Origin of the sequence: Streptomyces sp. NPDC050287, from assembly GCF_044459385.1 — a bacterium.
GTDB lineage: Bacteria > Actinomycetota > Actinomycetes > Streptomycetales > Streptomycetaceae > Streptomyces.
The window spans coordinates 573,113-595,205 of the sequence record NZ_JBITIY010000001.1; the positions used below are offsets into that span (position 1 = coordinate 573,113).

Here is a 22,093-nt window from a genome sequence, read left to right on the forward strand (position 1 = left end):
AGCCCTTATGGCCTCTGTGAACGGCGCGAATGTAGCGGAGAGTGAGCAGCTGATCGCACTCTTCGACGTTCGTTCATCCGATCGTGTGAGGATTGGCCGCAGGGCTGACGCGTGACAGCCGGACGTACAGTGGCGTGGGCACGTTTTGTGCCTTACGACCGTCGGGGCTTCATCGGGGCCAAGGGAGGCGCTTGCCGTGAGTGAGTTGCGGTTCGTCCGTATGGGATTCGGTACGGACGCCGTCGAGTACCAGGAGGCGTGGGACGAGCAGCGCCGGGTGCACGCGGCGCGGTTCGCCGACGAGATCCCCGACACCGTGCTGCTCCTGGAGCACCCGCCGGTCTACACGGCCGGCCGGCGTACGGCGGACAACGAGCGCCCCCTCGACGGCACCCCCGTGATCGACGTGGACCGCGGCGGCAAGATCACCTGGCACGGCCCGGGCCAGCTGGTGGGCTACCCGATCCAGAAGCTCCCGCGTCCGGTGGACGTCGTCGCCCATGTACGGCGCCTGGAGGAGGCCCTGATCCGCACCTGCGCGGAGTTCGGCCTGGAGACCACCCGGGTCGAGGGCCGCAGCGGGGTCTGGGTGCTCGGCGAACCCCGGCAAGCGGCGGCGGAGCGTCCGTCGCTCGGCGGCCTCTCCCTGGACTTCGACCCCCGCCTTCAGGACGAGGAGTTCGACCCGCGCCTCAACGGGCCCGAGTACGCCCCTTCCAACGCGGGGCAGCGCCGCGAGGATCGCAAGATCGCCGCGATCGGCATCCGCGTCGCCAAGGGCGTCACGATGCACGGCTTCGCGCTGAACGTGAACCCGGACAACAAGTGGTTCGACAAGATCATCCCCTGCGGCATCCGGGACGCGGGAGTGGCGTCCCTGGCCTACGAACTCGGCCGGGACGTGACGATCGACGAGGTGCTGCCCGTGGTCGAGCGGCATCTGCGGGATGTGCTGGAGAACGCGGAACCGGCGCCGCGCGTGGTGGAGCGGGCGTCCGCGTAGCGCCGCGGCCCGACTCGGTGGGCCGGGAGGGAGACGCGCCGCCACGGCGAGGGCCCGGGCGCGGGACCGGCGGACGCCCGCAGCCACGCCGGCCGCGGGGAATGCCCCGCAGTTCCGCAAGGTTGCCCACCCCGGGGAGCGAAAACGCACGGGCGTACCCTGGTGTACGCCGAAGAATCGAAGCTACAGGGAGCCGATGTGTCCGCAGTCGCACCCGACGGACGCAAGATGCTGCGCCTGGAGGTCCGCAACAGCCAGACCCCCATCGAGCGCAAGCCCGAGTGGATCAAGACCCGGGCGAAAATGGGTCCCGAGTACACGAAGATGCAGAACCTCGTCAAAAGCGAGGGGTTGCACACCGTCTGCCAGGAAGCCGGCTGTCCCAACATCTACGAGTGCTGGGAGGACCGCGAGGCGACCTTCCTCATCGGCGGCGACCAGTGCACCCGGCGCTGCGACTTCTGCCAGATCGACACCGGCAAGCCCGAGGCCCTCGACCGTGACGAGCCGCGCCGCGTGGGCGAGTCCGTGGTCACCATGGACCTGAACTACGCCACCATCACCGGCGTCGCCCGCGACGACCTGGAGGACGGCGGCGCCTGGCTGTACGCCGAGACGGTCCGGCAGATCCACGAGCAGACCGCCGGCCGTGAGGGCGGGCACACCAAGGTCGAACTCCTCGCCCCGGACTTCAACGCCGTACCGGAACTGCTGGAGGAGGTCTTCGCCTCCCGCCCCGAGGTCTTCGCGCACAACGTCGAGACGGTCCCCCGGATCTTCAAGCGCATCCGCCCGGGCTTCCGCTACGAGCGCTCCCTGAAGGTCATCACCGAGGCCCGCGACTACGGCCTGGTCACCAAGTCGAACCTGATCCTCGGCATGGGTGAGACCCGCGAGGAGGTCAGCGAGGCACTCCGGCAGCTGCACGACGCCGGCTGCGAGCTGGTCACCATCACGCAGTACCTGCGCCCGAGCGTGCGCCACCACCCGGTGGAGCGCTGGGTCAAGCCGCACGAGTTCGTGGAGCTGCAGCAGGAGGCCGAGCAGATCGGCTTCTCCGGTGTGATGTCGGGTCCGCTGGTCCGGTCCTCGTACCGCGCCGGGCGGCTGTACCGGATGGCCGTCGAGCAGCGTGAATCAGCTGCCCCGCGGCTGGCTGACGGCTTCGTGGCCTCGCAGGCCGTGTGACCTGCCCGACAAACCGTCACGGCCCTTGCCCGGCGCGCAGCGAGGCAAGCGTGTGAATTCCCGCACAAGGAGCTACTCACCGGTAGCGATCGATTCGACGCGGTCCTGACCGTCCTCGCAGCTGAGGCCACCCGTCAGGACCGCGTCGGCGTGCGGAGCCCCCGCATCAAGGCTTCATTGGTGTTTGACCGGTCGGTCATGCCCTGGTAACACCAATCAGTGACGCTGGACTTACACCACGTGCACCCGTACCCGAAGCGGTATCAAGGGGGAACCTCCATCATGCAGGCCGCGCCCGTTCGCGCCACAGCGATCCCTTCGTTCACCAACGCACTCCGTGCCGTCGAATCCCTGCTCCTGAGCAGCGGCCAGCGCACCGCTCGCCGCAACGCCTGGACCTCCGTCCTGGAGGACCGCCGCCGCGCCAAGGACCGGGTCGAGGCGCAGCGCGTCCTGGACCAGACCTACATCGTCCGCCCCTGAAACCTCTCTCGCCCCTCCTTGTGGGCACTGCCGTCGTCCGCGCTCCCGGGGCCACGTAGACTTCACCGCATGGCGAGGAAGGACACGGCAGCGGACGCTGCGAACCCCGGGCGACTCAAGCAGATCGCTCTGACCTACAAGATGACCCGCAAGGCCGACAAGAAGATCGGTCTTGTACTCGCGGCTGTCGGAATCGTCACCTTCGGTGTCTTCCTCGCGATCGGTTTCCTGATCGGTCACCCCGTTTATCTCGGCATCCTGGGCGCTTTCCTCGCCCTCATGGCGGCGGCGATCGTCTTCGGGCGCCGGGCCGAGCGGGCCGCCTTCGGGCAGATGGAGGGACAGCCGGGCGCGGCCGCGGCCGTACTGGACAACGTCGGCCGGGGCTGGACGACCACCCCCGCGGTGGCGATGAACCGCAGCCAGGACGTCGTGCACCGGGCGGTCGGCAAGGCCGGCATCGTGCTGGTCGCCGAGGGCAACCCGAACCGGGTGAAGAGCCTGCTGGCCGCCGAGAAGAAGAAGATGAACCGCATCGTGGCCGATGTGCCGGTGCACGACCTGATCGTGGGCACGGGCGAGGGCCAGGTCGAGCTGAAGAAGCTGCGCACCACGATGCTGAAGCTCCCCCGCGTGCTCACCGGTCCGCAGGTCACCGCGACCAACGACCGACTGCGGGCCCTCGGTGACCTGATGAGCAACATGCCGCTGCCGAAGGGGCCGATGCCGAAGGGCATGAAGCTTCCGAAGGGCGGACCGAAGGCGCGCTGATTCCCCTCCGCGTCAGCAGCGGCCTCCACGTCAGAGCGCGTCAAAAAAAGGGGGCGCCCGGATCACTCCGGGCGCCCCCTTCGTCGTACAACGTCGTCGTACAACGGCCTCGCCGTCCCAGCGCTAGATCCGCACTTCCACGGTGCGGGCCAGTCGGTCGTGCAGGCCGCGGCCGTCACGGTCCCAGATCAGGGCGGGAATGGCGAGGAACAGCAGGACCGTGCGGAGCAGGGCACGCAGGAGGTTGACTCTTCCGGTGTCGAGGGCGACCACCCGCAAACCAAACAAGCGTTTGCCGGGGGTGAAACCGAGTGTGCCGACCGTGAGGACGATCAGGATGAAGAGGATGATCGGCGCCCAGACCTGAGCTGCCTCGTTGTAGCTGTCCGCGATCAGGCCGTATGCGATCAAGAGGCACAGACCCCAGTCCACGGCCAGTGCCCCGAGGCGCCTTCCCGGGCGGGCGATCGACCCCGGCCCCTCCTCCGGCAGACCGAGCTGTTCTCCCCGGTATCCGAAGTCGACACCGGCGTCCTCTGCGGCCGCGCGGGGCCCCGAGAGCCACGAACCGATTGCTTCCCTCTTGTCCACGCCTACACCGTACTGCGCCCGTTTCGCGATACGGACAGGTGGGGTGGACGAGGCCGTGTCCGGTTAACTTGTGCGAAACAAATGGGTCACGCCTGAGAAACCACCCGTCCCTAGGGTCGAGGTCAGCGTGTGCCACCGCACTGGCCGCACGAACGAACTACCACCCCGGCACGGGAACGGCCGGGAGTAGGAGGAGCTGGATGTTCCAGAACGCCGACGAGGCCAAGAAGTTCATCGCGGACGAGGACGTCAAGTTCATCGACGTCCGCTTCTGCGACCTGCCGGGCGTCATGCAGCACTTCACGGTGCCCGTCGAGTCGTTCGACCCGGACGAGGAGCTGGCCTTCGACGGATCCTCGATCCGTGGTTTCCAGGCCATCCACGAGTCCGACATGGCGCTGCGCGCGGACCTGTCGACCTCCCGGGTCGACCCCTTCCGCCGCGACAAGACGCTGAACATCAACTTCTTCATCCATGACCCGATCACCGGCGAGCAGTACAGCCGTGACCCGCGCAACGTGGCGAAGAAGGCCGAGGCCTACCTCGCCTCCACGGGGATCGCGGACACCGCGTACTTCGGTCCCGAGGCCGAGTTCTACGTCTTCGACAGCGTGCGTTTCGCCACCACGTCGAACGAGTCCTTCTACCACATCGACTCCGAGGCGGGCGCCTGGAACACCGGCGCCCTCGAGGACAACCGTGGTTACAAGGTCCGTTACAAGGGCGGCTACTTCCCGGTTCCGCCGGTCGACCACTTCGCCGACCTGCGTGCCGAGATCTCCCTGGAGCTCGGCAAGGCCGGTCTCCAGGTCGAGCGCCAGCACCACGAGGTGGGCACCGCCGGCCAGGCCGAGATCAACTACAAGTTCAACACGCTGCTCTCCGCCGCCGACGACCTCCAGCTCTTCAAGTACATCGTGAAGAACGTGGCCTGGCGCAACGGCAAGACCGCGACCTTCATGCCGAAGCCGATCTTCGGCGACAACGGCTCGGGCATGCACGTCCACCAGTCGCTGTGGGCCAACGGCGACCCGCTCTTCTACGACGAGGCCGGTTACGCGGGCCTGTCGGACACCGCCCGCTTCTACATCGGCGGCATCCTCAAGCACGCCCCGTCGCTGCTGGCCTTCACCAACCCGACGGTGAACTCGTACCACCGTCTGGTCCCGGGCTTCGAGGCGCCGGTCAACCTGGTGTACTCGCAGCGCAACCGCTCCGCGGCCATGCGTATCCCGATCACCGGTTCCAACCCGAAGGCCAAGCGCGTCGAGTTCCGCGCGCCCGACTCCTCCGGCAACCCGTACCTGGCGTTCTCCGCGCTGCTGCTGGCGGGCCTGGACGGCATCAAGAACAAGATCGAGCCGGCCGAGCCGATCGACAAGGACCTGTACGAACTGGCTCCCGAGGAGCACGCGGGCGTCGCGCAGGTCCCGACCTCGCTCCCGGCCGTCCTCGACCGCCTCGAGGCCGACCACGAGTTCCTGCTCGCGGGTGACGTCTTCACGTCCGACCTGATCGAGACGTGGATCGACTACAAGCGCACCAACGAGATCGCCCCGCTGCAGCTGCGTCCGCACCCGCACGAGTTCGAGCTGTACTTCGACGTGTGATCGAACCACGCCTCCCCCCGTGAGCTCCTCGGCGCCCCCGCTCCTGGTATCTCAGGGCGGGGGCGCCGTCGTATGGTTTCTGGCACTGCTGTTCGAGACGGAGATGACGGGGGTTACGGGGATGCCCGAACAGGACGACGCGGAGCGGGAGTTCGACCTGAAGTGGGCCGACAGGGCCGAGCACAAGGAGCCCTCCGCGCGGGCCCGGATGCTGGCCGCGCGGTGGAAGGAGAACCCGCCCGAGCCGCAGCCGTTCCGCGCCGATCCCGGTCCGGCGGGGCCGCGCCGGTCGTCATGGGTGTCCACGGTCGTCGTACTCGGGTGTGTGACCGCGATCGTCCTGCTGCTGGGGTACGCGAACTTCCGGGCGCCGTACTAGCCGAGCCGGCCGTGCCAGCAGGACCAGGAGCGCGTCGGCCCCGTATATCGCGCGACCGGCGCCCGGTGTCCGGCCTACCATCGCCCGATACGACAGGCAGGAGCAGGGGCGGGCATGGGTACGGACATCAGGGTCGGCGGGGAGGCGGGGCGGCGGCTCGCTGCGGGGGCGGCGGTGTCGGACGTGCTCGACGTCGAGGACCCCCGGGCCTGGATCGCGCTGGACCAGGGGGTGCGCTCCTGGGTGGCAGTGCAGTTGTTGCCGACGCGGGCCACGATCGAGGGGACCGAAGTCGGCGGGCCGCGCTCCCGGCCCGGTTCCCCGCCCCGTCCCCGCCCGCTCACCGAACCCCGGCTCGCGCTCGCCCTGTGCCACCGCGACGGACGGACCCGTGAGGCGGCCCTCGCCCTGGCCGCCGGCCACCCCGCCCTGTGGCCGCTGGTCGTGATACGCACCGCCGACTGGGTGACTCCGGTACGCGACCGCGCCCGGGAGGTGCTGCGCGCGGTGCTCGACGTGGACAGCGCCGTCCGGCTCGCGCCGCTGATCCTGCTCGGCGCCCGGCGCGGCCGGGGTGTCTTCGCCGTCGACCTGCTCGACGAGGTGCTGCGCCCGGCGCCCCGCGACCGCCTCGTGCCGCTCTTCACCGACGCCGACCGTGGCGTACGCAGATTCGCGTACCGTCTCGCCGTCGACGAGGGGCGCTTCTCCCCCGCCGAGCTGGCCCACGGGGCCTGCCGCGACGCCGACCCGGTCGTCCAGGACATGTGCGCCGAGGCCGCCCTGGCCGTCGTGGCAGAGGGCGGCGGCCACGACGACGTGCTCGGACCGCTGCTCGCCGCGCGCGGTCCGCGGGTGCGGGCGGCCGCGGTGACCGCGCTGCGGCGGGCCGGGCGGGCGGAACGGGGCGAGGAGTTCCTGGCGGACCGGGCGGGGCTGGTGCGGGCCTGTGCGCGATATGTCGTACGGCAGGCCGGGGCCGACCCGCTGTCCTGGTACCGGCGCCGGTGTGCCGACCCGGGTGATCCCGCGCTGCCGCCGGGCGCGGTCGCCGGGCTCGCCGAGTGCGGGGAGCGGACGGACGCCGCGTTGCTGTGGCGCCTGGTCGATCATCCCTCGCCGGGGGTGCGGGCGCGGGCGGTGGCCGGACTGCGGGCCCTGGACGTGACGGACGTACGACGGCTGGCGGCGCTGCTCGACGACCCCGCGCCCGGGGTCGTACGGGAGACGACCGTAGCGCTGCTGGCCTCCGCCCGGTCCCTGGACGCCGACGCGCTGATGGAGCGGCTGGCGGACGGCCGGCCCCGGCATGTGCGGGTGGCCGCGTTCCGGCTGCTGGACGCGCGGGGCGGGCTGGTGCGGCTGCGGGCCGCGGTCGCGCTGCTCGACGATCCGGACGCCAGGCTGCGGCAGCGGGCGGGGCAGTCCGTGCAGAGCTGGCACCCGACGGCGGACGTGCCGGCCGGGGCGGCGGAGGCGGGCGAGGTGGGCGAACTGCTCGACCGGGGACGGCATCTGTTCAGCGACTACGTGTTGCGGCGGCGCAAGTGGGAGGCGGGGGTACGGGGCTGAGGCCCGGCTTCCCCAGGTCTGAGCCTTTGCTGGTCCTAGAGCTGATCGGGGCCCGTTCATGAAGGGGCCGGGTGCACACTGGGCAGTGGGACGAGTGCCTGACTGCGGGGTGATGCGAGATGCAGAGCCGCTTCAAGGGCGACAGGCGACTGACCGCGCGGATGACGGTCACCATGTTTCTGCTGGGGCTGCTGTACGTGGCCTTCGTCGTCGCGCTGATCGTGCTGCTGAAGTCGTGGGTGCTGGTCGTCGTGCTGATGGCGGCGATGTTCGTCGCCCAGTTCTGGTTCTCCGACCGGATCGCGCTGTTCGCGATGCGCGGACGGGTCGTGGAGCGGGAGGAGTATCCCGAACTCCACGCGGTCGTCGACCGGTTGTGCGCGCTCGCGGACATGCCCAAGCCGGTGGTCGCGGTGTCGGCGATGGACATGCCCAACGCGTTCGCGACCGGCCGCAATCCCGACAACGCGGTCGTCTGTGTCACGACCGGCCTGCTGCGACGGCTGGAGCCGGCGGAACTGGAGGGCGTCCTCGCGCACGAGCTGTCGCACGTGGCGCACAAGGACGTCGCCGTGATCACCATCGCGTCGTTCCTCGGGGTGATCGCCGGGCTGGTCGTGCGGTTCGCGTTCTACTCGCAGCTCTTCGGCGGCGGGCGCCGCGACCAGAACACCGCGGTCGTCTTCGCCGCCGTGATGGGGGTGTCGGCGGCCGTGTACGCGATCAGCTTCCTGCTGATCAGGGCACTGTCCCGGTACCGGGAGCTGGCGGCGGACCGGGCGGCGGCGCTGCTCACCGGCCGTCCCTCGGCGCTGGCGTCCGCGCTCACCAAGGTCACCGGCGACATCGCCCGGATCCCGAGCAAGGACCTGCGCACGGCGCAGGCCTTCAACGCCTTCTACTTCACTCCCGCGCTGGGTTCCGAGCCCGGTGTGGCGCGGCTGTTCTCGACCCACCCGAGCCTGGAGCAGCGGCTGGAGCAGCTGGGCCGGATCTCCGGCGAGCTGGGTGAGGCGGCCACCCCGGGGAAGGCCGGATGAGGATGGGTCTGCTGGACATCCTGCTCGGCCGGACGAAACCGGTCGCGCCCGATCTCGACCGGCTCTTCGCGCTGCCCTCGGCCGCGGTGACGCTGGAGGCGGCGGCCTCCTTCACCCCGACCGGGCGCGGCGCGGTCTGCTTCGCCACCGTGGAGGGCGCGGCCTTCGAGCAGACGCACCGGGAGGTGCAGGCCCTGCTGGACGCCGACGCCGACCGCGACGGGCCGCCGGTGGAGCTGCGGCGGGACGAGTACGGCTACTCGTGGCTGGTCTCGGAGCGCGCCCCCGACCAGCTTCCGCTGCTGGTCAACGACCTGCACGCGGTGAACAGCTCGATGGAGGTCAACGGCTTCGGGCCGCAGCTGCTGTGCTCACTGGCCGGCTTCCAGGACCCTCAGGGCCGCTCGCTGGCGCTGGTGTACCTCTACAAACGAGGCACGTTCTACCCGTTCGCGCCGCTGCCCGGGGAGGGACAGCGGCGCGACAACCCGCTCGAACTCCGGGTCAAGGCAGCCCTGTCGAACGACCTGCGCGTCGAGCAGGACCTGGGCCGCTGGTTCCCGGTGTGGGGCGCCCCCGGCCTGTGACCGGGTTCGACGGTCACTCGCGGTCTCACTGGCTCTTCTCGCGCTCCTGCCGACGGGACTCGAAGGGGCGCTCACGGCGGTAGCGGCGCTCCCACTTGGCCTGCTTGTCACGACGGTCGCGGTACGCGCGGTAGTTGCTGGGCGCGGCCCCCGACCCACCTGCCGGAGCAGCTCCTTCCGACGAGGAGCGCGCGGAGGTGCCTCGCCCGTACTGCACGTACAGGAACAGCACGGCGACGGCGGCGAGCCACCAGATGTGGTTTCCGAATCCCAGGACGACCAGGACGACGGTCCCGGATATGACGATGGTGCCCATGACGGGCCTCCGTGTGCGTGGGTGAGCGAGCGGTGTGGGTCGACTGTCCCGACGGGGCGCCGGGGAGGGGCGCCGGGCCGTCGGTGCGTAGCAGAGTAGCCCCGAGTCCGCAGGCTGACGCCTGTCCTGCGGCAAGCGGTGGAGTTGCGGCTCCGCAACGTCTGTCCAGCGTAGGGACGTGGTCACTGGGCGTGCATCTCCTTTTCGGCGCGAGTGAGTCCGGCACGGGGTGCATTCGGCGTGAGTGCTTTTCGGTGTGCGTGATTTTCGGCGTGCGTGACTTTCGGTGTGCGTGACTTTCGGTGTGCGGTGACTTTCGGTGTGCGGTGACTTTCGGTGTGCGTGAATTGGGGGATGGCTGAGCTGATCCCCTTCGCGTACGAGCACGACGGCGAACGTCTCCATGGGGTGTACGGCGGTGGCGGCGCGACCGGGGCGGCCACCGTCGTGGTGCTGCACGGCGCGGGCAACGGCAGCAAGGAGCGGCTGCTTCCGCTGCTCGACGAGTTCCTGGCACGCGGCTGTCACGGTCTCGCCCTCGACTTCTCCGGGCACGGCGACAGCACCGGCGAGCTGCGGGAGCTGAGCCTGAGACGGCGCTGCGAGCAGGCGGTCGCGGTGATCGACGCGTATGCGCCGGCGGACGGGCCGCTGGTCCTCGTCGGGTTCAGCATGAGCGGCCAGACGGTGGCGGACCTGGTCGCGCACTACGGGGACCGGGTGACGGCGCTCGGGCTCTGCGCGCCCGCGGTGTACGCGGCCGAGGCGTGGGACGTGCCGTTCGGGGACGGGCGGGGCCCGTTCAGCGCGATCATCCGCAGGCCGGGCAGTTGGCGTGCGGCGCCCGCGCTCGACGTGCTGCGGGCGTACGAGGGGCGGGCGGTGCTGGCGGTGCCGGGCACCGACGCGGTGATCCCGCCGGAGGTGACGGAGGCGGTGCAGGACGCGCTGTGCGCCCGGGCGCAGTTCACACGCTTCGAACTGCCCGACGCCGACCACCATGTGGGGCTGTGGCTGCGGGACCACGCCCAGGACCGGCGGGAGTTCGTGTCGGCCGTCCTCGCCCCGGGGTGGGCGGCGACCCGGTCGTGGGTGGCCAAGCAGCTGCCTCCGGGCCGGACGGTGGCCGACAGCCGTGTGCTGTCGGGCGGTTGGAGCTCCCAGATGCGGTGCCTCACCCTCGACGACGGCACCGGCCTGGTGCTGCGGGCCTTCGTGAAGCCCTTCTTCCGACGGCACGCGCCGGGGCTGCTGGCCCGCGAGGCGTCCGTCCTCGCGCTCCTCGCCGGTGAGGAGGGCATCCCGGCCGCCCGCCCGCTCGCCGTCGACGCGTCGGCCGAACTCTGCGACCACCCCTCGCTCTTGATGTCCCTGCTGCCGGGCCGGGTGCGGGTGGACGAGGAGGACACCGCCGCGCTGGAACGTCGCCTCGACCTGCTGGCCGCCCAGCTCGTGCGGATCCACCGGGTCGTCCCGGACGAGCTACCGCGTGCGTACCAGGCGTGGACGTCTCCGGAGCGGGTGCGCACGCCGCCGGGCCCGCTGTGGGAGCGGGCGGTGGACGTGATCCGCCGCGAACCACCGTCCTACGAGGGCTGTTTCCTGCACCGGGACTTCCACCCGGGGAACGTCCTGTTCGACGGGGACGGGGGCGGGGGCGGGGGCGGGGAACGCAACGGGGACGGCGACGGTCTGCGGATCAGCGGGGTCGTCGACTGGGTCGAGACCTCGTGGGGCCCTGCCGACCTGGACGTCGCCCACTGTTCAACCGCCTTGGCGCTGCTGCACGGCCCGGAGTACGGCCTCGGCTTCCGCGCCCGCTACGAAGCGCACGGCGGCCACCGCCTCGCCGACGGCCCCGACCACCTGTACTGGCGGCTCCTTGACGCCCTGGCCTACTCCCCCGACGCGGCGAAACTCGCGGGCCCTTGGCGCGAGCTGGGCCGGACCGACCTGACGCCCGAGGTGCTGGCCGGGCGGCTGGAGACGTACGTGGCCGGGCTGCTGGAGGCATACGCCTGAACCCGGGCCCCGCCACCCGCGCCTCACACCCCCGGGTCCGCGGTCACCACGCCGGCCGCGACCGCCGCGCCCAGGGTTCCGTGGTCGTGGGCGGTCTGGTCGGCGTAGGCGAGGGCGAAGTCGGCGACGGCTCGTTCGAAGGTGTCGGCGCCGCCCAGGTAGCCGGCGATGGCGATGCGGTCGCCGGAGCGGGCGTGGGCGTGGGCCAGCGCGGTGCCGCACAGGCGGACGTACGCCGTGAGGTCGGCCGGGCTCATCCCGGCCACGTCCGCGAGGCCCTTTCTCTCGCGCTGCTGCCGCCAGTAGAAGGCCCGCCCCTGCGGCCCGCTCATCCAGCCCAGGAACATGTCACCGGCGGCCTGGAGCAGCCGCTGCCCGGCGACGACCCGGTGGCCGGGATGGACGTACGGCCCACTCGGCAGATGGTCCTCGAGTACGGACTGGTGCGCCTCCTTGACCTGGAGGAACAGGGGGTCGTCGGCGTCCCGGCCGGCGAGCAGCACGATGAAGCAGCGCGTGCCGACGCTGCCCACACCGACGACCTTGCGGGCGGCGTCGACATAGCGATAGCGGTCGAGGAGCAGCCGGCGTTCCTCGGTGAGGGTGGAGCGGTAGTCGCTGAAGACCTTGCGCAGGGCGGCCGTGTCGGGGGCGCCGGCGGGTTCGAGGAGCGGCGGGTCGTGGATGAGGCGCCGGCGTCCGTCGACGACCTCGGTGAGCTTGCCGAGGGACGGGAGGCTGGTGCGGCGGCAGGCCCGGGTGAGGCTGGACTCGGCACGGCGGCGGTGGCGGGCGGAGCGGACCAGCGGCAGCAGGCCGGCGGCGTCGATGCGCTCGTACCAGACGTCGAGTTCGCCGCGCCGGGCCAGCCGCCGCATGGCGAGGCGGTACGCGGCGCTCGCCTCAACCGCCGCGCGGTGGACCTTGGCCTCGCTGTGACCGTTCTCCCGGGCGGCGACGGCGACGCTGGCGGCGAGGCGTTTGACGTCCCACTCGAAGGGGCCGGGGAAGGTCTCGTCGAAGTCGTCGAGGTCGAAGAGCAAGGTGCGCTCCGGGGAGGCGTGGAGCCCGAAGTTGAGCAGGTGGGCGTCGCCGCAGAGCTGCACGGTGAGCCCGGTGTGCGGCTGGCCGGCGAGGTCGGCGGCCATCACGGCGGCCGCGCCGCCCAGGAAGGCGAGGGGGGAGGCGGCCATCCGGCCGTACCGCACCGGCAGCAGTTCCGGCAGCCGGTCGCGGCCCTGCCGTTCCAGTACGCCGACCGGGTCGGGCCGGTCGACGGCGGGTATCCAGACGGCGTGCGCCGAGCGGGAGACCCGTTTGCGTGCGGCCTTGCCGTGCTCGGCACGGGCGGCGGGGTCGGCGCGGTGCGCGGGTTCGGCTCGCTGGACCGGGTCGGCGCGGTGCGCGGGGCCCGACCGGCGGACGGTGTCGGAGCGGTGGACGGTCCCCGACCGGCGGACGGTGTCGGGGCGGTGGAGGGGGCCCGCCCGGTGGACGGTGTCGGGTCGCGTCGTCATCGTCGGTGCCCTCGCATCACGCCTCCCGGGATCCTGGTGTCCGTCTGTCCGTCCCTGTCCGTCCATCCGTCTGCCCGTCACCTCCTGATCGAAGTCAAGGCCCCGGCCCGGGGCCTTGCACGCCGGGTCCGGCGAACGGGTGACGTGCCCCGGGCTCGGGACCGCCCGGTTGTCAGTGGGGTCGGGCAGGATTCCCCCATCGGGATGACGTGACGGGCGGGGCGGAGGCCGGCATGGGTGACGTGGAGCGGTACATCGGCGTGGCGGAGCGGCGGGCGCGGCTCGCGCTGCGGCACCGGCTGGCCGGGCCGGCGCGGGCGGCGGGCCCGGAGGAGGTCGCCGCCTCCCTGGTCGCCCTGCACGGCACGGACCCCGCGACGGTGTACCTGGCCGTGGGCGCGCGGCTCGCGGACCCGGTGAACACCGTGCCGGAGACCAGCCGGGCGCTGTACGAGGACCGCACGCTGGTCCGGATGCACGGCATGCGGCACACGGTCTTCGTGTTCCCGACGGAGCTGACCGCGGTCGTGCACGCCTCCACCGGCATCACGGTCGCGGCCCGGGAGCGGGCGGCGCTGATCAAGCACATGGCGTCGGCCGGGGCTCCGGACGCGGTCTGGCTGAAGGAGGTCGAGGACTCGGCACTGGCCGCGCTGGCCCGGCGCGGGCAGGCGACGGCGACCGAACTCGCCGAGGACGAGCCGCGCCTGCGGGAGCGGTTCGTGTACGCCGCCGGGAAGGACTACGAGGGTGTCCACACCGTCTCGACGCGGCTGCTGAAGGTGCTGGGCGTCGAGGGCAAGGTCGTCCGGGGCCGGCCGCTCGGCTCCTGGACCTCCAGCCAGTTCCGTTGGGCGGTGGCCCCCGCCCACCCCGAACTGGATCCGGCACAGGCCCAGGCGTCACTCCTCGGACGCTGGCTCGCCGCGTGCGGCCCGGCCACGGAGGCGGACCTGAAGTGGTGGACGGGGTGGCGGGTGACCGAGGTCCGCCGGGCACTGTCCGCGATCGGGGCACGACCGGTGTCCCTCGACGAGGGCGTCGGCCACGTCGTCTCCGGCGACGTCGACCCGGTGGCCGAACCCGCCGAGCCCTGGGCCGCGTTGCTGCCCGCCCTCGATCCGACGGCCATGGGGTGGCAGCAACGGGACTGGTACCTGGCACCGGAGATGCGCCCCGCCCTGTTCGACCGCAGCGGCAACGTGGGGCCCACGGTGTGGTGGAACGGCAGGGTGGTGGGCGGTTGGGCCCAGCGCCCGGACGGCGAGATCGTGTGGCGGATCCTCGACAGGGAGGGCGTGGGCCGGGAGGCGGAGGCGGCGATCGCGGCGGAGGCGGAGCGGCTGCGGGGGTGGGTGGGGACGACGAGAGTGACACCGCGCTTCCGGACGCCGGTGGAGAAGGAGTTGGGTGCGTAGGTGCTGGGCGCCAGGACTCGGCGCCGCGGAGCCGGGCGCGCGCGGAGGAGCCGGGCTCGCCCCGGTGCTGCGCCTGTTCACGGTCACGCCGGCTGATCAGGTCACGCCGGCTGATCAGGTCACGGCGGCGCCGGGCGCCCCGAAGCACAGGGCACCCGGCGCCGTCGCTCACCTCGAGTACCGCATCAACGCCCGCACCATGTGGCACGTGGTGTCCGACGGCGGATGCACACCGATCAGCTCGGCGGCACTCCGTATCGTCTCGTTGCGGGCCTGGTTGGGCAGGTAAACCCCCGAGTCGAGCAGGGCGATCGCAAGGCGCATGGCCTTGAGACGCCGGTTGTGGCTCACGTACCACTCACGCGGCCGCCCGGGCGGCAACGGCCGCTTCTCCACCGGCTCGTACGGCAGGTCGAGCAGGACGGGACGCTTCACGGTGGACTGGGTCGGCAGCGGCTTCGGCTTCAGTGCGGCAGCGGGCACAGGCATCCTCCTGTCGCGGTCAGGGTGTCCGGCCGGGGACTTCGGCGGCCCCGGCAACACCCTCGAACACTGCTTCTATTCTACTGCCCGGCACTGACAAAAGGCCCTGGCCACAAGGGCTTTCGGGGGTGGTGTGACGCAGGTGGAGGACGAGTTTTCGCGTACCGTGGATGTCATGGAGATCTGGATCAACCCGGCCTGTTCGAAGTGCCGAAGCGCGCTCACACTTCTCGACGCGGAGGGCGCCGACTACACCGTCCGTCGCTATCTGGAGGACGTGCCGAGCGAGGACGAGATCCGCGCCGTACTCGACCGGCTGCACCTCGAACCGTGGGACATCACGCGCACTCAGGAGGCCGCCGCCAAGGAGCTCGGGCTCAAGGAGTGGCCGCGGGACGAGAGCGCGCGCGACCGGTGGGTGAAGGCCCTCGCCGAGCACCCGAGGCTGATCCAGCGCCCGATCATCACGGCGGACGACGGGACAGCGGTGGTGGCCCGCACCGACGAGGCGGTGCGGGACGCCCTGTCTCGATAGGCGGCGTGAAGACCCAGCCCAACTCCCGTGTGACGTACGCCACTTAAGTGACTCCTGTCATCGCTGAGCAACGTCGTTCGGTATCTCGTACCTAGGCGCGTACGCTCCCCGACCTCCCAGGAGTCGCGCATGTCGCGTAGGAGAACGCTCGGTACGAGGAAGAAGGTCGCGCTGCTGGTGAGCGCGGCGGCGGTGGCGGGAGGCGGCGCCTTCGCCATGGCGAGCACCTCGAACGCCGCTCAGAGTCCGCAGACGGCCGCCGAGTCGACCGTCTGCCAGGGGCTCGCCACCGCGCTCGGCAACAACCAGAAGTTCATCGCCGGGCAACAGGCCGCCCCGGACGCGCAGTCCGCGGCGCGGATCACCAACCGCGAGGCCGTCATCGAGCAGATCAAGGTGCAGCAGAAGGCGTCCGGTTGCGTCGTCGGGGAGTCGGCTCAGGGCTCCCAGACGACCCGGCCCGCCGAAGCGGCCCAGCCTGCTCAGCCGGCCCAGTCGGCGCAACCGGCCCAGCCCGCGCAGTCCGCGTCGAGCGCCCCCGCCGCGCAGCCTCCCGCCGTCGGCGGGCAGCAGGTGTGCAACGGCTCCACCGTCACCCTGTCCGGCGAGGAGGGTGCCCCGGCCGCCTCCAGCAACCAGTTCCCGGCGGGCACCAGGCTCAAGGTCACCAATCTGGACAACAACAAGTCCACGACGGTGGAGGTCACCTCGGTCTCCGGCAGCTGCGCGCTGCTGAACAACGCGGCTTTCGAGCAGGTCCGTGAGCCCGGCAAGTTCCTGATCCGCCGGGCCGTGATCGAGAAGGTGGGGTGAGGCCAGGACACACCCAGCCGTACGTGTCACCGGTCCCGCCGCCCCCGGCCAGGGGTGGCGGGACCGGCGTGTCCGAGTCTCCGACACCCCGTGTCGCGCCCTTCCCCGCCCGCGTTTCCCGCGCCTTGCGTTCCCCCGTTTCCCTTCCTCAACCCCATCGCATACGAGCCACTCCCACGCCCCTCCACGGGCCTCTTTCCGGGCCACTCCCGAGCGCTCCGCGGTCCCTCACAGCGCGGGTCGTGGCACAACACCACCGGGTAACACGGGGTTCACATTCGAGCAATGATCGGGAAATCGCCTGTTGACAGGCTGCCGGGCATCGAGTGCGGCGTCCCAGTGCCGCAGCGCCGCAGCACCCGCACGTGCGTCTAGACACACCCCCGAAGGAAGTGGCCCGTGACCTTCAAGGCTGAGTACATCTGGATCGACGGCACCCAGCCGACCGCCAAGCTCCGTTCCAAGACGAAGATCATGGCGGATGACGCCAAGGGCGCGGAGCTGCCGATCTGGGGCTTCGACGGGTCCTCCACGAACCAGGCCGAGGGCCACTCCTCAGACCGTGTCCTCAAGCCGGTCTTCTCCTGCCCCGACCCGATCCGCGGCGGCGACGACATCCTCGTGCTGTGCGAGGTCCTCGACATCGACATGACGCCGCACGAGTCCAACACGCGTGCCGCGCTCACCGAGGTCGCCGAGAAGTTCGCCGCGCAGGAGCCGATCTTCGGCATCGAGCAGGAGTACACCTTCTTCCAGGACGGCTACCCGCTCGGCTTCCCCAAGGGCGGCTTCCCGGCCCCGCAGGGCGGCTACTACTGCGGTGTCGGCGCCGACGAGATCTTCGGCCGTGACATCGTCGAGGCGCACCTCGAGAACTGCCTCAAGGCGGGTCTGGCGATCTCCGGCATCAACGCCGAGGTCATGCCCGGCCAGTGGGAGTTCCAGGTCGGCCCGGTCTCCCCGCTGGAGGTCTCCGACCACCTGTGGGTGGCCCGCTGGCTGCTCTACCGCACCGCCGAGGACTTCGGCGTCGCCGCCACCCTCGACCCCAAGCCGGTCAAGGGCGACTGGAACGGCGCCGGCGCGCACACCAACTTCTCCACCAAGGCGATGCGCGAGGGATACGACGCGATCATCACCGCGTGCGAGTCGCTGGGCGAGGGCTCCAAGCCGCTCGACCACGTCAAGAACTACGGCGCCGGCATCGACGACCGCCTCACCGGCCTGCACGAGACCGCCCCGTGGAACGAGTACTCGTACGGCGTCTCCAACCGTGGCGCCTCGGTGCGTATCCCGTGGCAGGTCGAGAAGGACGGCAAGGGCTACATCGAGGACCGCCGTCCCAACGCCAACGTCGACCCGTACCTGGTGACGCGGCTGATCGTCGACACCTGCTGCACCGCCCTGGAGAAGGCCGGCCAGATCTGATCCGCCCAGCAGCTCCCGAAGGGGCGCCCGCCGGAAACAACCGGTGGGCGCCCCTTCGCGTCGCCGGGGGCACGGCTGTCCACATGGTGGACGGGTGTCGTCAACTTCATGCCAAGGTGGCGTCCACGCTGTGAGAGAAGGGTCCTCGTGGCGGCCGGTCTCTGCTTCAATGGGCCCATGGCCAGCTTCCAGAAGTACACCGCGACGGGTCGCCTCGACCTCGAGCCGTTCTGGCCTTCCCGTCAGCACCACGACTTCGACCGGGTGTGTTGCCGCGCGAGGAACGCGCCGGCCCTCTAAAGCCGTACACCCCCGGCCTTCGGCCGGCGCGAAACGACGTACGTCCCTCGACGGACCGACCCCGACCACGAACTCGGGTCCCGGAACCGTCGACCTCGTTGACGAACTCCTCGCGCGAAAGAGCTGACCTCTCATGGCGACCACTCGTTCACTCTCCACCGCCACCGGCACCGCCGCCCGCACCGCCTCCTCCCCCGTCCCGGCCCACGGCTCCGCCCGGCACCGTCTGCGTGCCGTCGACCGGGACGAGGTCGTCGAGATCACGGACTTCCTGCCGCCGGGGGCCACTTGGCTGCCCGCTCCCCCGCACACCCTGCCCACGCTGCCGGGCCGGCCCCCGATGGTCGGCTACCTGGTGCTCGTGCCGGCCGACCAGCAGCCGCCCTTCCCCCCGACGGCGGTGCCGCCGACGGGGGTGCACGACCGGACGGCCACGCCGGCGGCCCCTGCGGCGGACGAGGCGGCCGTCGGCGCGATCGACCAGCTGGTCCGGATCGACACCGTGCGGCGCACCGCCGTGGTGGACGGACGTGAACTCGACCTCACCTACCTGGAGTTCGAGCTTCTCGCCCACCTCGTCACCCACCCGCACCGGGTGCACACCCGCGACCAGCTGGTGAGCACGGTGTGGGGCTACGGGCACGTGGGCGACGGCCGTACCGTCGACGTCCACATCGCCCGGCTGCGCCGCAAGCTGGGCGCCGAGCACCGGCGGGCGATCCAGACGGTCCGCCGCGTCGGCTACAAGTACGCGCCCCCGTCCGGGCGTTGACCTTCTGCTGACAGCCAAGTCCGGTTCCGTCCCGAGGCCGGGTCGGGCACATTCGCGGCATGAGACTTCTGCTGCTGGGCGGGACCGAGTTCGCGGGACGGGCCGTCGCCGAGGCGGCCCTCGGGCGCGGCTGGGACGTGACCGTCTTCCACCGGGGGCGCCACCGGCCTCCGGCCGGGGTGCGGTCACTGCACGGCGACCGCACCGCGCCCGACGGACTCGCCGCCCTGGCCGACGGCGGCGGCCCCGGCGACGGCGGCTGGGACGCCGTGGTCGACACCTGGTCGGCGGCGCCCCGGGCGGTCCTGGACGCTGCGCGGCTGCTGCGGGGTCGCGCCGGACGGTACGTGTACGTGTCGAGCAGTTCGGTGTACGCCTGGCCCCGGGGCGCCGGGTACACCGAGGACGCGCCGCTGGTCCCGGGCGCGGCCGCCGACGCCGGGCAGACCGACTACGCCCGGGACAAACGGGGCGGCGAGCTGGCTGTCGTCGAGACGTTCGGCGCGGAGCGCTCCCTGCTGGTGCGGGCGGGGCTGATCCTGGGGCCGTACGAGAACGTCGGCCGGCTGCCGTGGTGGCTGACCCGGATCGCCCGGGGCGGCCCCGTACTCGCGCCCGGGCCGCGCGAACTGCCCCTCCAGTACATCGACGTCCGTGACCTGGCTCAGTGGATCCTCGACTCGGTGGAGCGGGAGGCGAGCGGACCGTACACCGTGATCGGTCCCCCCGGCCACGCCACCATGGGCTCGCTGCTGGACGCCTGCGCGGAGGCCACCGGCGGGCCCGCCGAGCTCCTCTGGACCGACCCCGAGGTGATCCTCGCCGCGGGTATCGAACCGTGGCTGCAGCTGCCGGTGTGGCTGCCCCCGGACAGCGAGGGCCACGCGGCCGTGCACGGCGCGGACGTCTCCCGGGTCCTCGCGGCAGGCCTGAGCTGCCGTCCGGTCACGGACACGGTCGCCGACACCTGGCGCTGGCTGCGGGACATCGGCTCAGCGGCCCCGCAACGCCCGGACCGGCCGACCGTGGGCCTGGCCCCGGAGCTGGAGGCGAAGGCGCTGGCGGCGAGGGCGCCGGCGGCGAGCGAGGGCACCACTGACGGCGGGGGGTGTACCTGACACCACCCTCTGACCGGCTGTCCAAGCCCCGTGACCTCGTCCTCCCCCTCATCCAGACTGACGGCATGAACACCAACACGAAGAGCGGCGACGGCAGTTCGAAGGCACGGGGGATGGTGCTCGCCGCCGGGAGGGGGCTCGTGCTGGTCGTGGTGTCGCTGCCGCCGGCCATTCTGGGCTTCTGCCTCTCCATCGTGTCCATGGCACTGATTCCGATCGGCGTCGGGGTCTTCACCACGCCCTACGTGGTGAAGGGGGTGCGCGCCTTCGCCGACCGGCGGCGGGCACTCACCGAACAGTGGGGCGGGGTGCGCATCCCGTCGGCGTACCGGCCGCTGCCCGAGAGCGCCAACCCGTGGACGCGCACCTACGCCCTGCTGCGGGACCCCGCGACCTGGCGGGACCTTCGGTGGCTGCAGGTGGACATGACGGCGGGTTTCGTGACCGCGCTGCTTCCGGCGGTCCTCGTCCTGTATCCGCTGGAGGGGTTCGCGCTGGCGGCCGGGCTGTGGCGGACCATGACAGCGGGCCCCTACGGTGAGTACGGGCCGTACTGGTACGGCTTCGTGCCGGTCAGTGGGCAGGCCTCCGCGCTGGCCGCAGCCGCCCTGGGAGCCGTCCTCCTCATCGTCGCCCACCGGTACGCCGTGAGCGCGTTACAGGTCCACTTCGATCTCACTCGCGCCGTCCTCTCCCCCGGTCAGGGCGAACTGGCCGAGCGGGTGCGGGTGCTGACCGAGACCAGGCGGGACGCCGTCGACACCTCCGCGGCCGAACTGCGGCGCATCGAACGGGACCTGCACGACGGGGCGCAGGCGAGGCTGGTCGCCATGGGCATGGACCTCGGCACCATCGAGGTCCTGGTGGAGAAGGACCCGGAGCAGGCCAAGCGGCTGCTCGCCCAGGCCCGTCAGTCCTCCGCCGAGGCCCTGACCGAACTGCGTGAACTGGTCCGCGGCATCCATCCCCCGGTGCTCGCCGAACGGGGACTGGGCGACGCCGTACGGGCGCTGGCGCTGCGGCTGCCCGTCGCCACCGAGGTGACCGTGGAGCTGCCGGGGCGGGCGGACGCCCCCGTGGAGTCGGCGGCGTACTTCGCCGTCAGCGAGGTGCTGACCAACGCGGTCAAGCACTCCGGCGCCGACCGGATCTGGGTCGACCTGCACCATGCCGACGAGGGCGGCGCCATGCTGCGGATCTCCGTCACCGACAACGGCAGGGGCGGCGCGGCGATCGGGGCCGGTTCGGGCCTGGCCGGAGTCGAGCGGCGACTGGGTACATTCGACGGCGTCCTGGCCGTCAGCTCGCCCGCGGGCGGCCCCACCATGGTCACCATGGAGATCCCTTGCGCGTTGTCCTAGCCGAAGACCTGTTCCTGCTGCGCGACGGACTCGTCCGGCTCCTTCAGGCCTACGGCTTCGAGATCGCCGCCGCCGTCGAGACCGGCCCGGAGCTGGCCCGGGCGCTGGCCGAACTGGAGCCGGACGTCGCCGTGGTCGACGTCCGGCTCCCGCCGACGCACACCGACGAGGGCCTGCAGTGCGCGCTCGACGCCCGCCGTGCCAGACCCGGGCTGCCGGTGCTGGTGCTGTCCCAGCACGTGGAGCAGCTGTACGCGCGGGAGTTGCTCGCCGACGGCACCGGCGGGGTCGGTTATCTGCTGAAGGACCGGGTGTTCGACGCGGAGCAGTTCGTGGACGCCGTACGACGGGTGGCGGCGGGCGGGACGGCGATGGATCCGCAGGTGATCCAGCAGCTGCTGTCCCGGCGGGCGGCCGACGACAACCGGCCGCTCGGCCGGCTGACCCCGCGCGAGCTGGAGGTGCTGGAGCTGATGGCGCAGGGCCGGTCCAACGCGGCGATCGCGCAGCAGCTCGTCGTGACGGAACGGGCGATCGCCAAGCACACCTCCAACATCTTCGCCAAACTGGGCCTGGAGGTGTCGGACGACGACAACCGCCGCGTCCTGGCGGTTCTCGCCCATCTGGACCAGGACAGCTGAAAACGCCGAACCCTCGGAAATCGCTGAAACCACTGAACCCACCGAATCCACTGAAACCGGTCCCCCGACTCGCACATGCCGTAAGGGATCAACAACTCCGGGTACCGAAGAGGGAGTTGGGACCGAATTTTCACCGGGATCTCTC

The 22,093-nt window shown here is 71.4% G+C and carries 23 protein-coding genes; 19 read left to right on the forward strand and 4 right to left on the reverse strand.

Annotated elements, in window-relative coordinates; all coding sequences use genetic code 11:
- Positions 1-196 precede the first annotated feature (196 nt).
- From lipB to ACIBK3_RS02585, 4 genes are all read left to right on the forward strand, one after another.
- Positions 197-1,003 (forward strand): lipoyl(octanoyl) transferase LipB, encoded by an 807-nt coding sequence (lipB, locus tag ACIBK3_RS02570; RefSeq protein WP_399361073.1) that lies wholly within the window; start codon positions 197-199, stop codon positions 1,001-1,003.
- Between the two features lie 198 nt (positions 1,004-1,201).
- Complete coding sequence (gene lipA, locus ACIBK3_RS02575) at positions 1,202-2,191, forward strand: lipoyl synthase (protein WP_399361075.1); 990 nt, start codon at positions 1,202-1,204, stop codon at positions 2,189-2,191.
- Positions 2,192-2,473: 282 nt separating this feature from the next.
- Positions 2,474-2,674, forward strand: a complete 201-nt coding sequence (locus tag ACIBK3_RS02580) for a hypothetical protein (protein WP_030671137.1) — start codon at positions 2,474-2,476, stop codon at positions 2,672-2,674.
- A 69-nt stretch (positions 2,675-2,743) separates the two neighbouring features.
- A complete protein-coding gene (locus ACIBK3_RS02585; protein ID WP_030671134.1) occupies positions 2,744-3,445 on the forward strand; it encodes a DUF4191 domain-containing protein in 702 nt (233 codons plus the stop codon).
- A gap of 123 nt (positions 3,446-3,568) precedes the next feature.
- Here the strand turns inward: ACIBK3_RS02585 and ACIBK3_RS02590 are convergent, their stop codons facing one another.
- Positions 3,569-4,036: an RDD family protein gene (locus ACIBK3_RS02590; protein WP_399361078.1), complete on the reverse strand. Its 468-nt coding sequence runs from the start codon at positions 4,034-4,036 to the stop codon at positions 3,569-3,571.
- Positions 4,037-4,236: 200 nt separating this feature from the next.
- Here ACIBK3_RS02590 and glnA point away from each other — a divergent pair, with 200 nt between their 5' ends.
- From glnA to ACIBK3_RS02615, 5 genes are all read left to right on the forward strand, one after another.
- On the forward strand, positions 4,237-5,646 hold the full coding sequence (glnA, locus tag ACIBK3_RS02595; protein WP_399361080.1) for a type I glutamate--ammonia ligase: 1,410 nt from the start codon (positions 4,237-4,239) through the stop codon (positions 5,644-5,646).
- Positions 5,647-5,767: 121 nt separating this feature from the next.
- A complete protein-coding gene (locus ACIBK3_RS02600; RefSeq protein WP_399361082.1) occupies positions 5,768-6,025 on the forward strand; it encodes a hypothetical protein in 258 nt (85 codons plus the stop codon).
- Between the two features lie 114 nt (positions 6,026-6,139).
- Complete coding sequence (locus ACIBK3_RS02605; protein ID WP_399361084.1) at positions 6,140-7,597, forward strand: HEAT repeat domain-containing protein; 1,458 nt, start codon at positions 6,140-6,142, stop codon at positions 7,595-7,597.
- A gap of 119 nt (positions 7,598-7,716) precedes the next feature.
- On the forward strand, positions 7,717-8,637 hold the full coding sequence (gene htpX / locus ACIBK3_RS02610) for a zinc metalloprotease HtpX (RefSeq protein WP_399361086.1): 921 nt from the start codon (positions 7,717-7,719) through the stop codon (positions 8,635-8,637).
- Between the two features lie 2 nt (positions 8,638-8,639).
- On the forward strand, positions 8,640-9,224 hold the full coding sequence (locus ACIBK3_RS02615; protein ID WP_399362081.1) for a hypothetical protein: 585 nt from the start codon (positions 8,640-8,642) through the stop codon (positions 9,222-9,224).
- 25 nt (positions 9,225-9,249) lie between these two features.
- On the opposite strand, the gene ACIBK3_RS02620 is transcribed toward ACIBK3_RS02615, so the two are convergent.
- Complete coding sequence (locus ACIBK3_RS02620; protein WP_399361088.1) at positions 9,250-9,540, reverse strand: hypothetical protein; 291 nt, start codon at positions 9,538-9,540, stop codon at positions 9,250-9,252.
- 354 nt (positions 9,541-9,894) lie between these two features.
- Here ACIBK3_RS02620 and ACIBK3_RS02625 point away from each other — a divergent pair, with 354 nt between their 5' ends.
- Positions 9,895-11,562 (forward strand): alpha/beta fold hydrolase, encoded by a 1,668-nt coding sequence (locus ACIBK3_RS02625; protein ID WP_399361090.1) that lies wholly within the window; start codon positions 9,895-9,897, stop codon positions 11,560-11,562.
- A 23-nt stretch (positions 11,563-11,585) separates the two neighbouring features.
- Here ACIBK3_RS02625 and ACIBK3_RS02630 read toward each other — a convergent pair whose 3' ends face one another.
- Positions 11,586-13,079 carry a DUF2252 family protein gene (locus ACIBK3_RS02630; RefSeq protein ID WP_399361092.1) on the reverse strand — a complete coding sequence of 498 codons (1,494 nt, stop codon included), beginning with the start codon at positions 13,077-13,079 and terminating at the stop codon, positions 11,586-11,588.
- 233 nt (positions 13,080-13,312) lie between these two features.
- Here ACIBK3_RS02630 and ACIBK3_RS02635 point away from each other — a divergent pair, with 233 nt between their 5' ends.
- Positions 13,313-14,497 carry a winged helix DNA-binding domain-containing protein gene (locus ACIBK3_RS02635; RefSeq protein WP_399361094.1) on the forward strand — a complete coding sequence of 395 codons (1,185 nt, stop codon included), beginning with the start codon at positions 13,313-13,315 and terminating at the stop codon, positions 14,495-14,497.
- A gap of 168 nt (positions 14,498-14,665) precedes the next feature.
- On the opposite strand, the gene ACIBK3_RS02640 is transcribed toward ACIBK3_RS02635, so the two are convergent.
- Positions 14,666-14,980 carry a hypothetical protein gene (locus ACIBK3_RS02640; protein WP_399361096.1) on the reverse strand — a complete coding sequence of 105 codons (315 nt, stop codon included), beginning with the start codon at positions 14,978-14,980 and terminating at the stop codon, positions 14,666-14,668.
- 175 nt (positions 14,981-15,155) lie between these two features.
- Here ACIBK3_RS02640 and ACIBK3_RS02645 point away from each other — a divergent pair, with 175 nt between their 5' ends.
- The 8 genes from ACIBK3_RS02645 (at position 15,156) to ACIBK3_RS02680 (ending at position 21,948) form a co-directional block, all read left to right on the forward strand.
- Complete coding sequence (locus ACIBK3_RS02645; RefSeq protein WP_399361098.1) at positions 15,156-15,515, forward strand: arsenate reductase family protein; 360 nt, start codon at positions 15,156-15,158, stop codon at positions 15,513-15,515.
- Positions 15,516-15,644: 129 nt separating this feature from the next.
- Complete coding sequence (locus ACIBK3_RS02650; RefSeq protein ID WP_399361100.1) at positions 15,645-16,328, forward strand: hypothetical protein; 684 nt, start codon at positions 15,645-15,647, stop codon at positions 16,326-16,328.
- 399 nt (positions 16,329-16,727) lie between these two features.
- Entirely contained in the window at positions 16,728-17,756 is a 1,029-nt protein-coding gene (gene glnII / locus ACIBK3_RS02655) for a glutamine synthetase (RefSeq protein ID WP_399361102.1), read from the forward strand.
- A gap of 108 nt (positions 17,757-17,864) precedes the next feature.
- On the forward strand, positions 17,865-18,056 hold the full coding sequence (locus ACIBK3_RS02660) for a hypothetical protein (protein ID WP_399361104.1): 192 nt from the start codon (positions 17,865-17,867) through the stop codon (positions 18,054-18,056).
- A 133-nt stretch (positions 18,057-18,189) separates the two neighbouring features.
- Positions 18,190-18,828 (forward strand): winged helix-turn-helix domain-containing protein, encoded by a 639-nt coding sequence (locus ACIBK3_RS02665; RefSeq protein ID WP_399361106.1) that lies wholly within the window; start codon positions 18,190-18,192, stop codon positions 18,826-18,828.
- 59 nt (positions 18,829-18,887) lie between these two features.
- A complete protein-coding gene (locus ACIBK3_RS02670; RefSeq protein WP_399361108.1) occupies positions 18,888-19,946 on the forward strand; it encodes an NAD-dependent epimerase/dehydratase family protein in 1,059 nt (352 codons plus the stop codon).
- A gap of 65 nt (positions 19,947-20,011) precedes the next feature.
- Positions 20,012-21,307, forward strand: coding sequence for a sensor histidine kinase (locus ACIBK3_RS02675; protein ID WP_399361110.1), 1,296 nt, complete (start codon positions 20,012-20,014; stop codon positions 21,305-21,307).
- Positions 21,292-21,948, forward strand: coding sequence for a LuxR C-terminal-related transcriptional regulator (locus ACIBK3_RS02680; protein ID WP_399361113.1), 657 nt, complete (start codon positions 21,292-21,294; stop codon positions 21,946-21,948). The genes ACIBK3_RS02675 and ACIBK3_RS02680 overlap by 16 nt, the downstream gene beginning before the upstream one ends.
- The last annotated feature ends 145 nt before the right edge of the window (positions 21,949-22,093 follow it).

Excerpts from the sequence above, each read along its gene's own strand:
- ACIBK3_RS02580 (WP_030671137.1), top strand. The coding sequence starts at position 2,474 with ATGCAGGCCGCGCCCGTTCGCGCCACAGCGATCCCTTCGTTCACCAAC.
- ACIBK3_RS02585 (WP_030671134.1), top strand. The coding sequence starts at position 2,744 with ATGGCGAGGAAGGACACGGCAGCGGACGCTGCGAACCCCGGGCGACTC.
- glnA (WP_399361080.1), top strand. The coding sequence starts at position 4,237 with ATGTTCCAGAACGCCGACGAGGCCAAGAAGTTCATCGCGGACGAGGAC.
- ACIBK3_RS02600 (WP_399361082.1), top strand. The coding sequence starts at position 5,768 with ATGCCCGAACAGGACGACGCGGAGCGGGAGTTCGACCTGAAGTGGGCC.
- ACIBK3_RS02605 (WP_399361084.1), top strand. The coding sequence starts at position 6,140 with ATGGGTACGGACATCAGGGTCGGCGGGGAGGCGGGGCGGCGGCTCGCT.
- htpX (WP_399361086.1), top strand. The coding sequence starts at position 7,717 with ATGCAGAGCCGCTTCAAGGGCGACAGGCGACTGACCGCGCGGATGACG.
- ACIBK3_RS02615 (WP_399362081.1), top strand. The coding sequence starts at position 8,640 with ATGGGTCTGCTGGACATCCTGCTCGGCCGGACGAAACCGGTCGCGCCC.
- ACIBK3_RS02620 (WP_399361088.1), bottom strand. The coding sequence starts at position 9,540 with ATGGGCACCATCGTCATATCCGGGACCGTCGTCCTGGTCGTCCTGGGA.
- ACIBK3_RS02625 (WP_399361090.1), top strand. The coding sequence starts at position 9,895 with ATGGCTGAGCTGATCCCCTTCGCGTACGAGCACGACGGCGAACGTCTC.
- ACIBK3_RS02630 (WP_399361092.1), bottom strand. The coding sequence starts at position 13,079 with ATGACGACGCGACCCGACACCGTCCACCGGGCGGGCCCCCTCCACCGC.
- ACIBK3_RS02635 (WP_399361094.1), top strand. The coding sequence starts at position 13,313 with ATGGGTGACGTGGAGCGGTACATCGGCGTGGCGGAGCGGCGGGCGCGG.
- ACIBK3_RS02645 (WP_399361098.1), top strand. The coding sequence starts at position 15,156 with ATGGAGATCTGGATCAACCCGGCCTGTTCGAAGTGCCGAAGCGCGCTC.
- ACIBK3_RS02650 (WP_399361100.1), top strand. The coding sequence starts at position 15,645 with ATGTCGCGTAGGAGAACGCTCGGTACGAGGAAGAAGGTCGCGCTGCTG.
- ACIBK3_RS02660 (WP_399361104.1), top strand. The coding sequence starts at position 17,865 with ATGCCAAGGTGGCGTCCACGCTGTGAGAGAAGGGTCCTCGTGGCGGCC.
- ACIBK3_RS02665 (WP_399361106.1), top strand. The coding sequence starts at position 18,190 with ATGGCGACCACTCGTTCACTCTCCACCGCCACCGGCACCGCCGCCCGC.
- ACIBK3_RS02670 (WP_399361108.1), top strand. The coding sequence starts at position 18,888 with ATGAGACTTCTGCTGCTGGGCGGGACCGAGTTCGCGGGACGGGCCGTC.
- ACIBK3_RS02675 (WP_399361110.1), top strand. The coding sequence starts at position 20,012 with ATGAACACCAACACGAAGAGCGGCGACGGCAGTTCGAAGGCACGGGGG.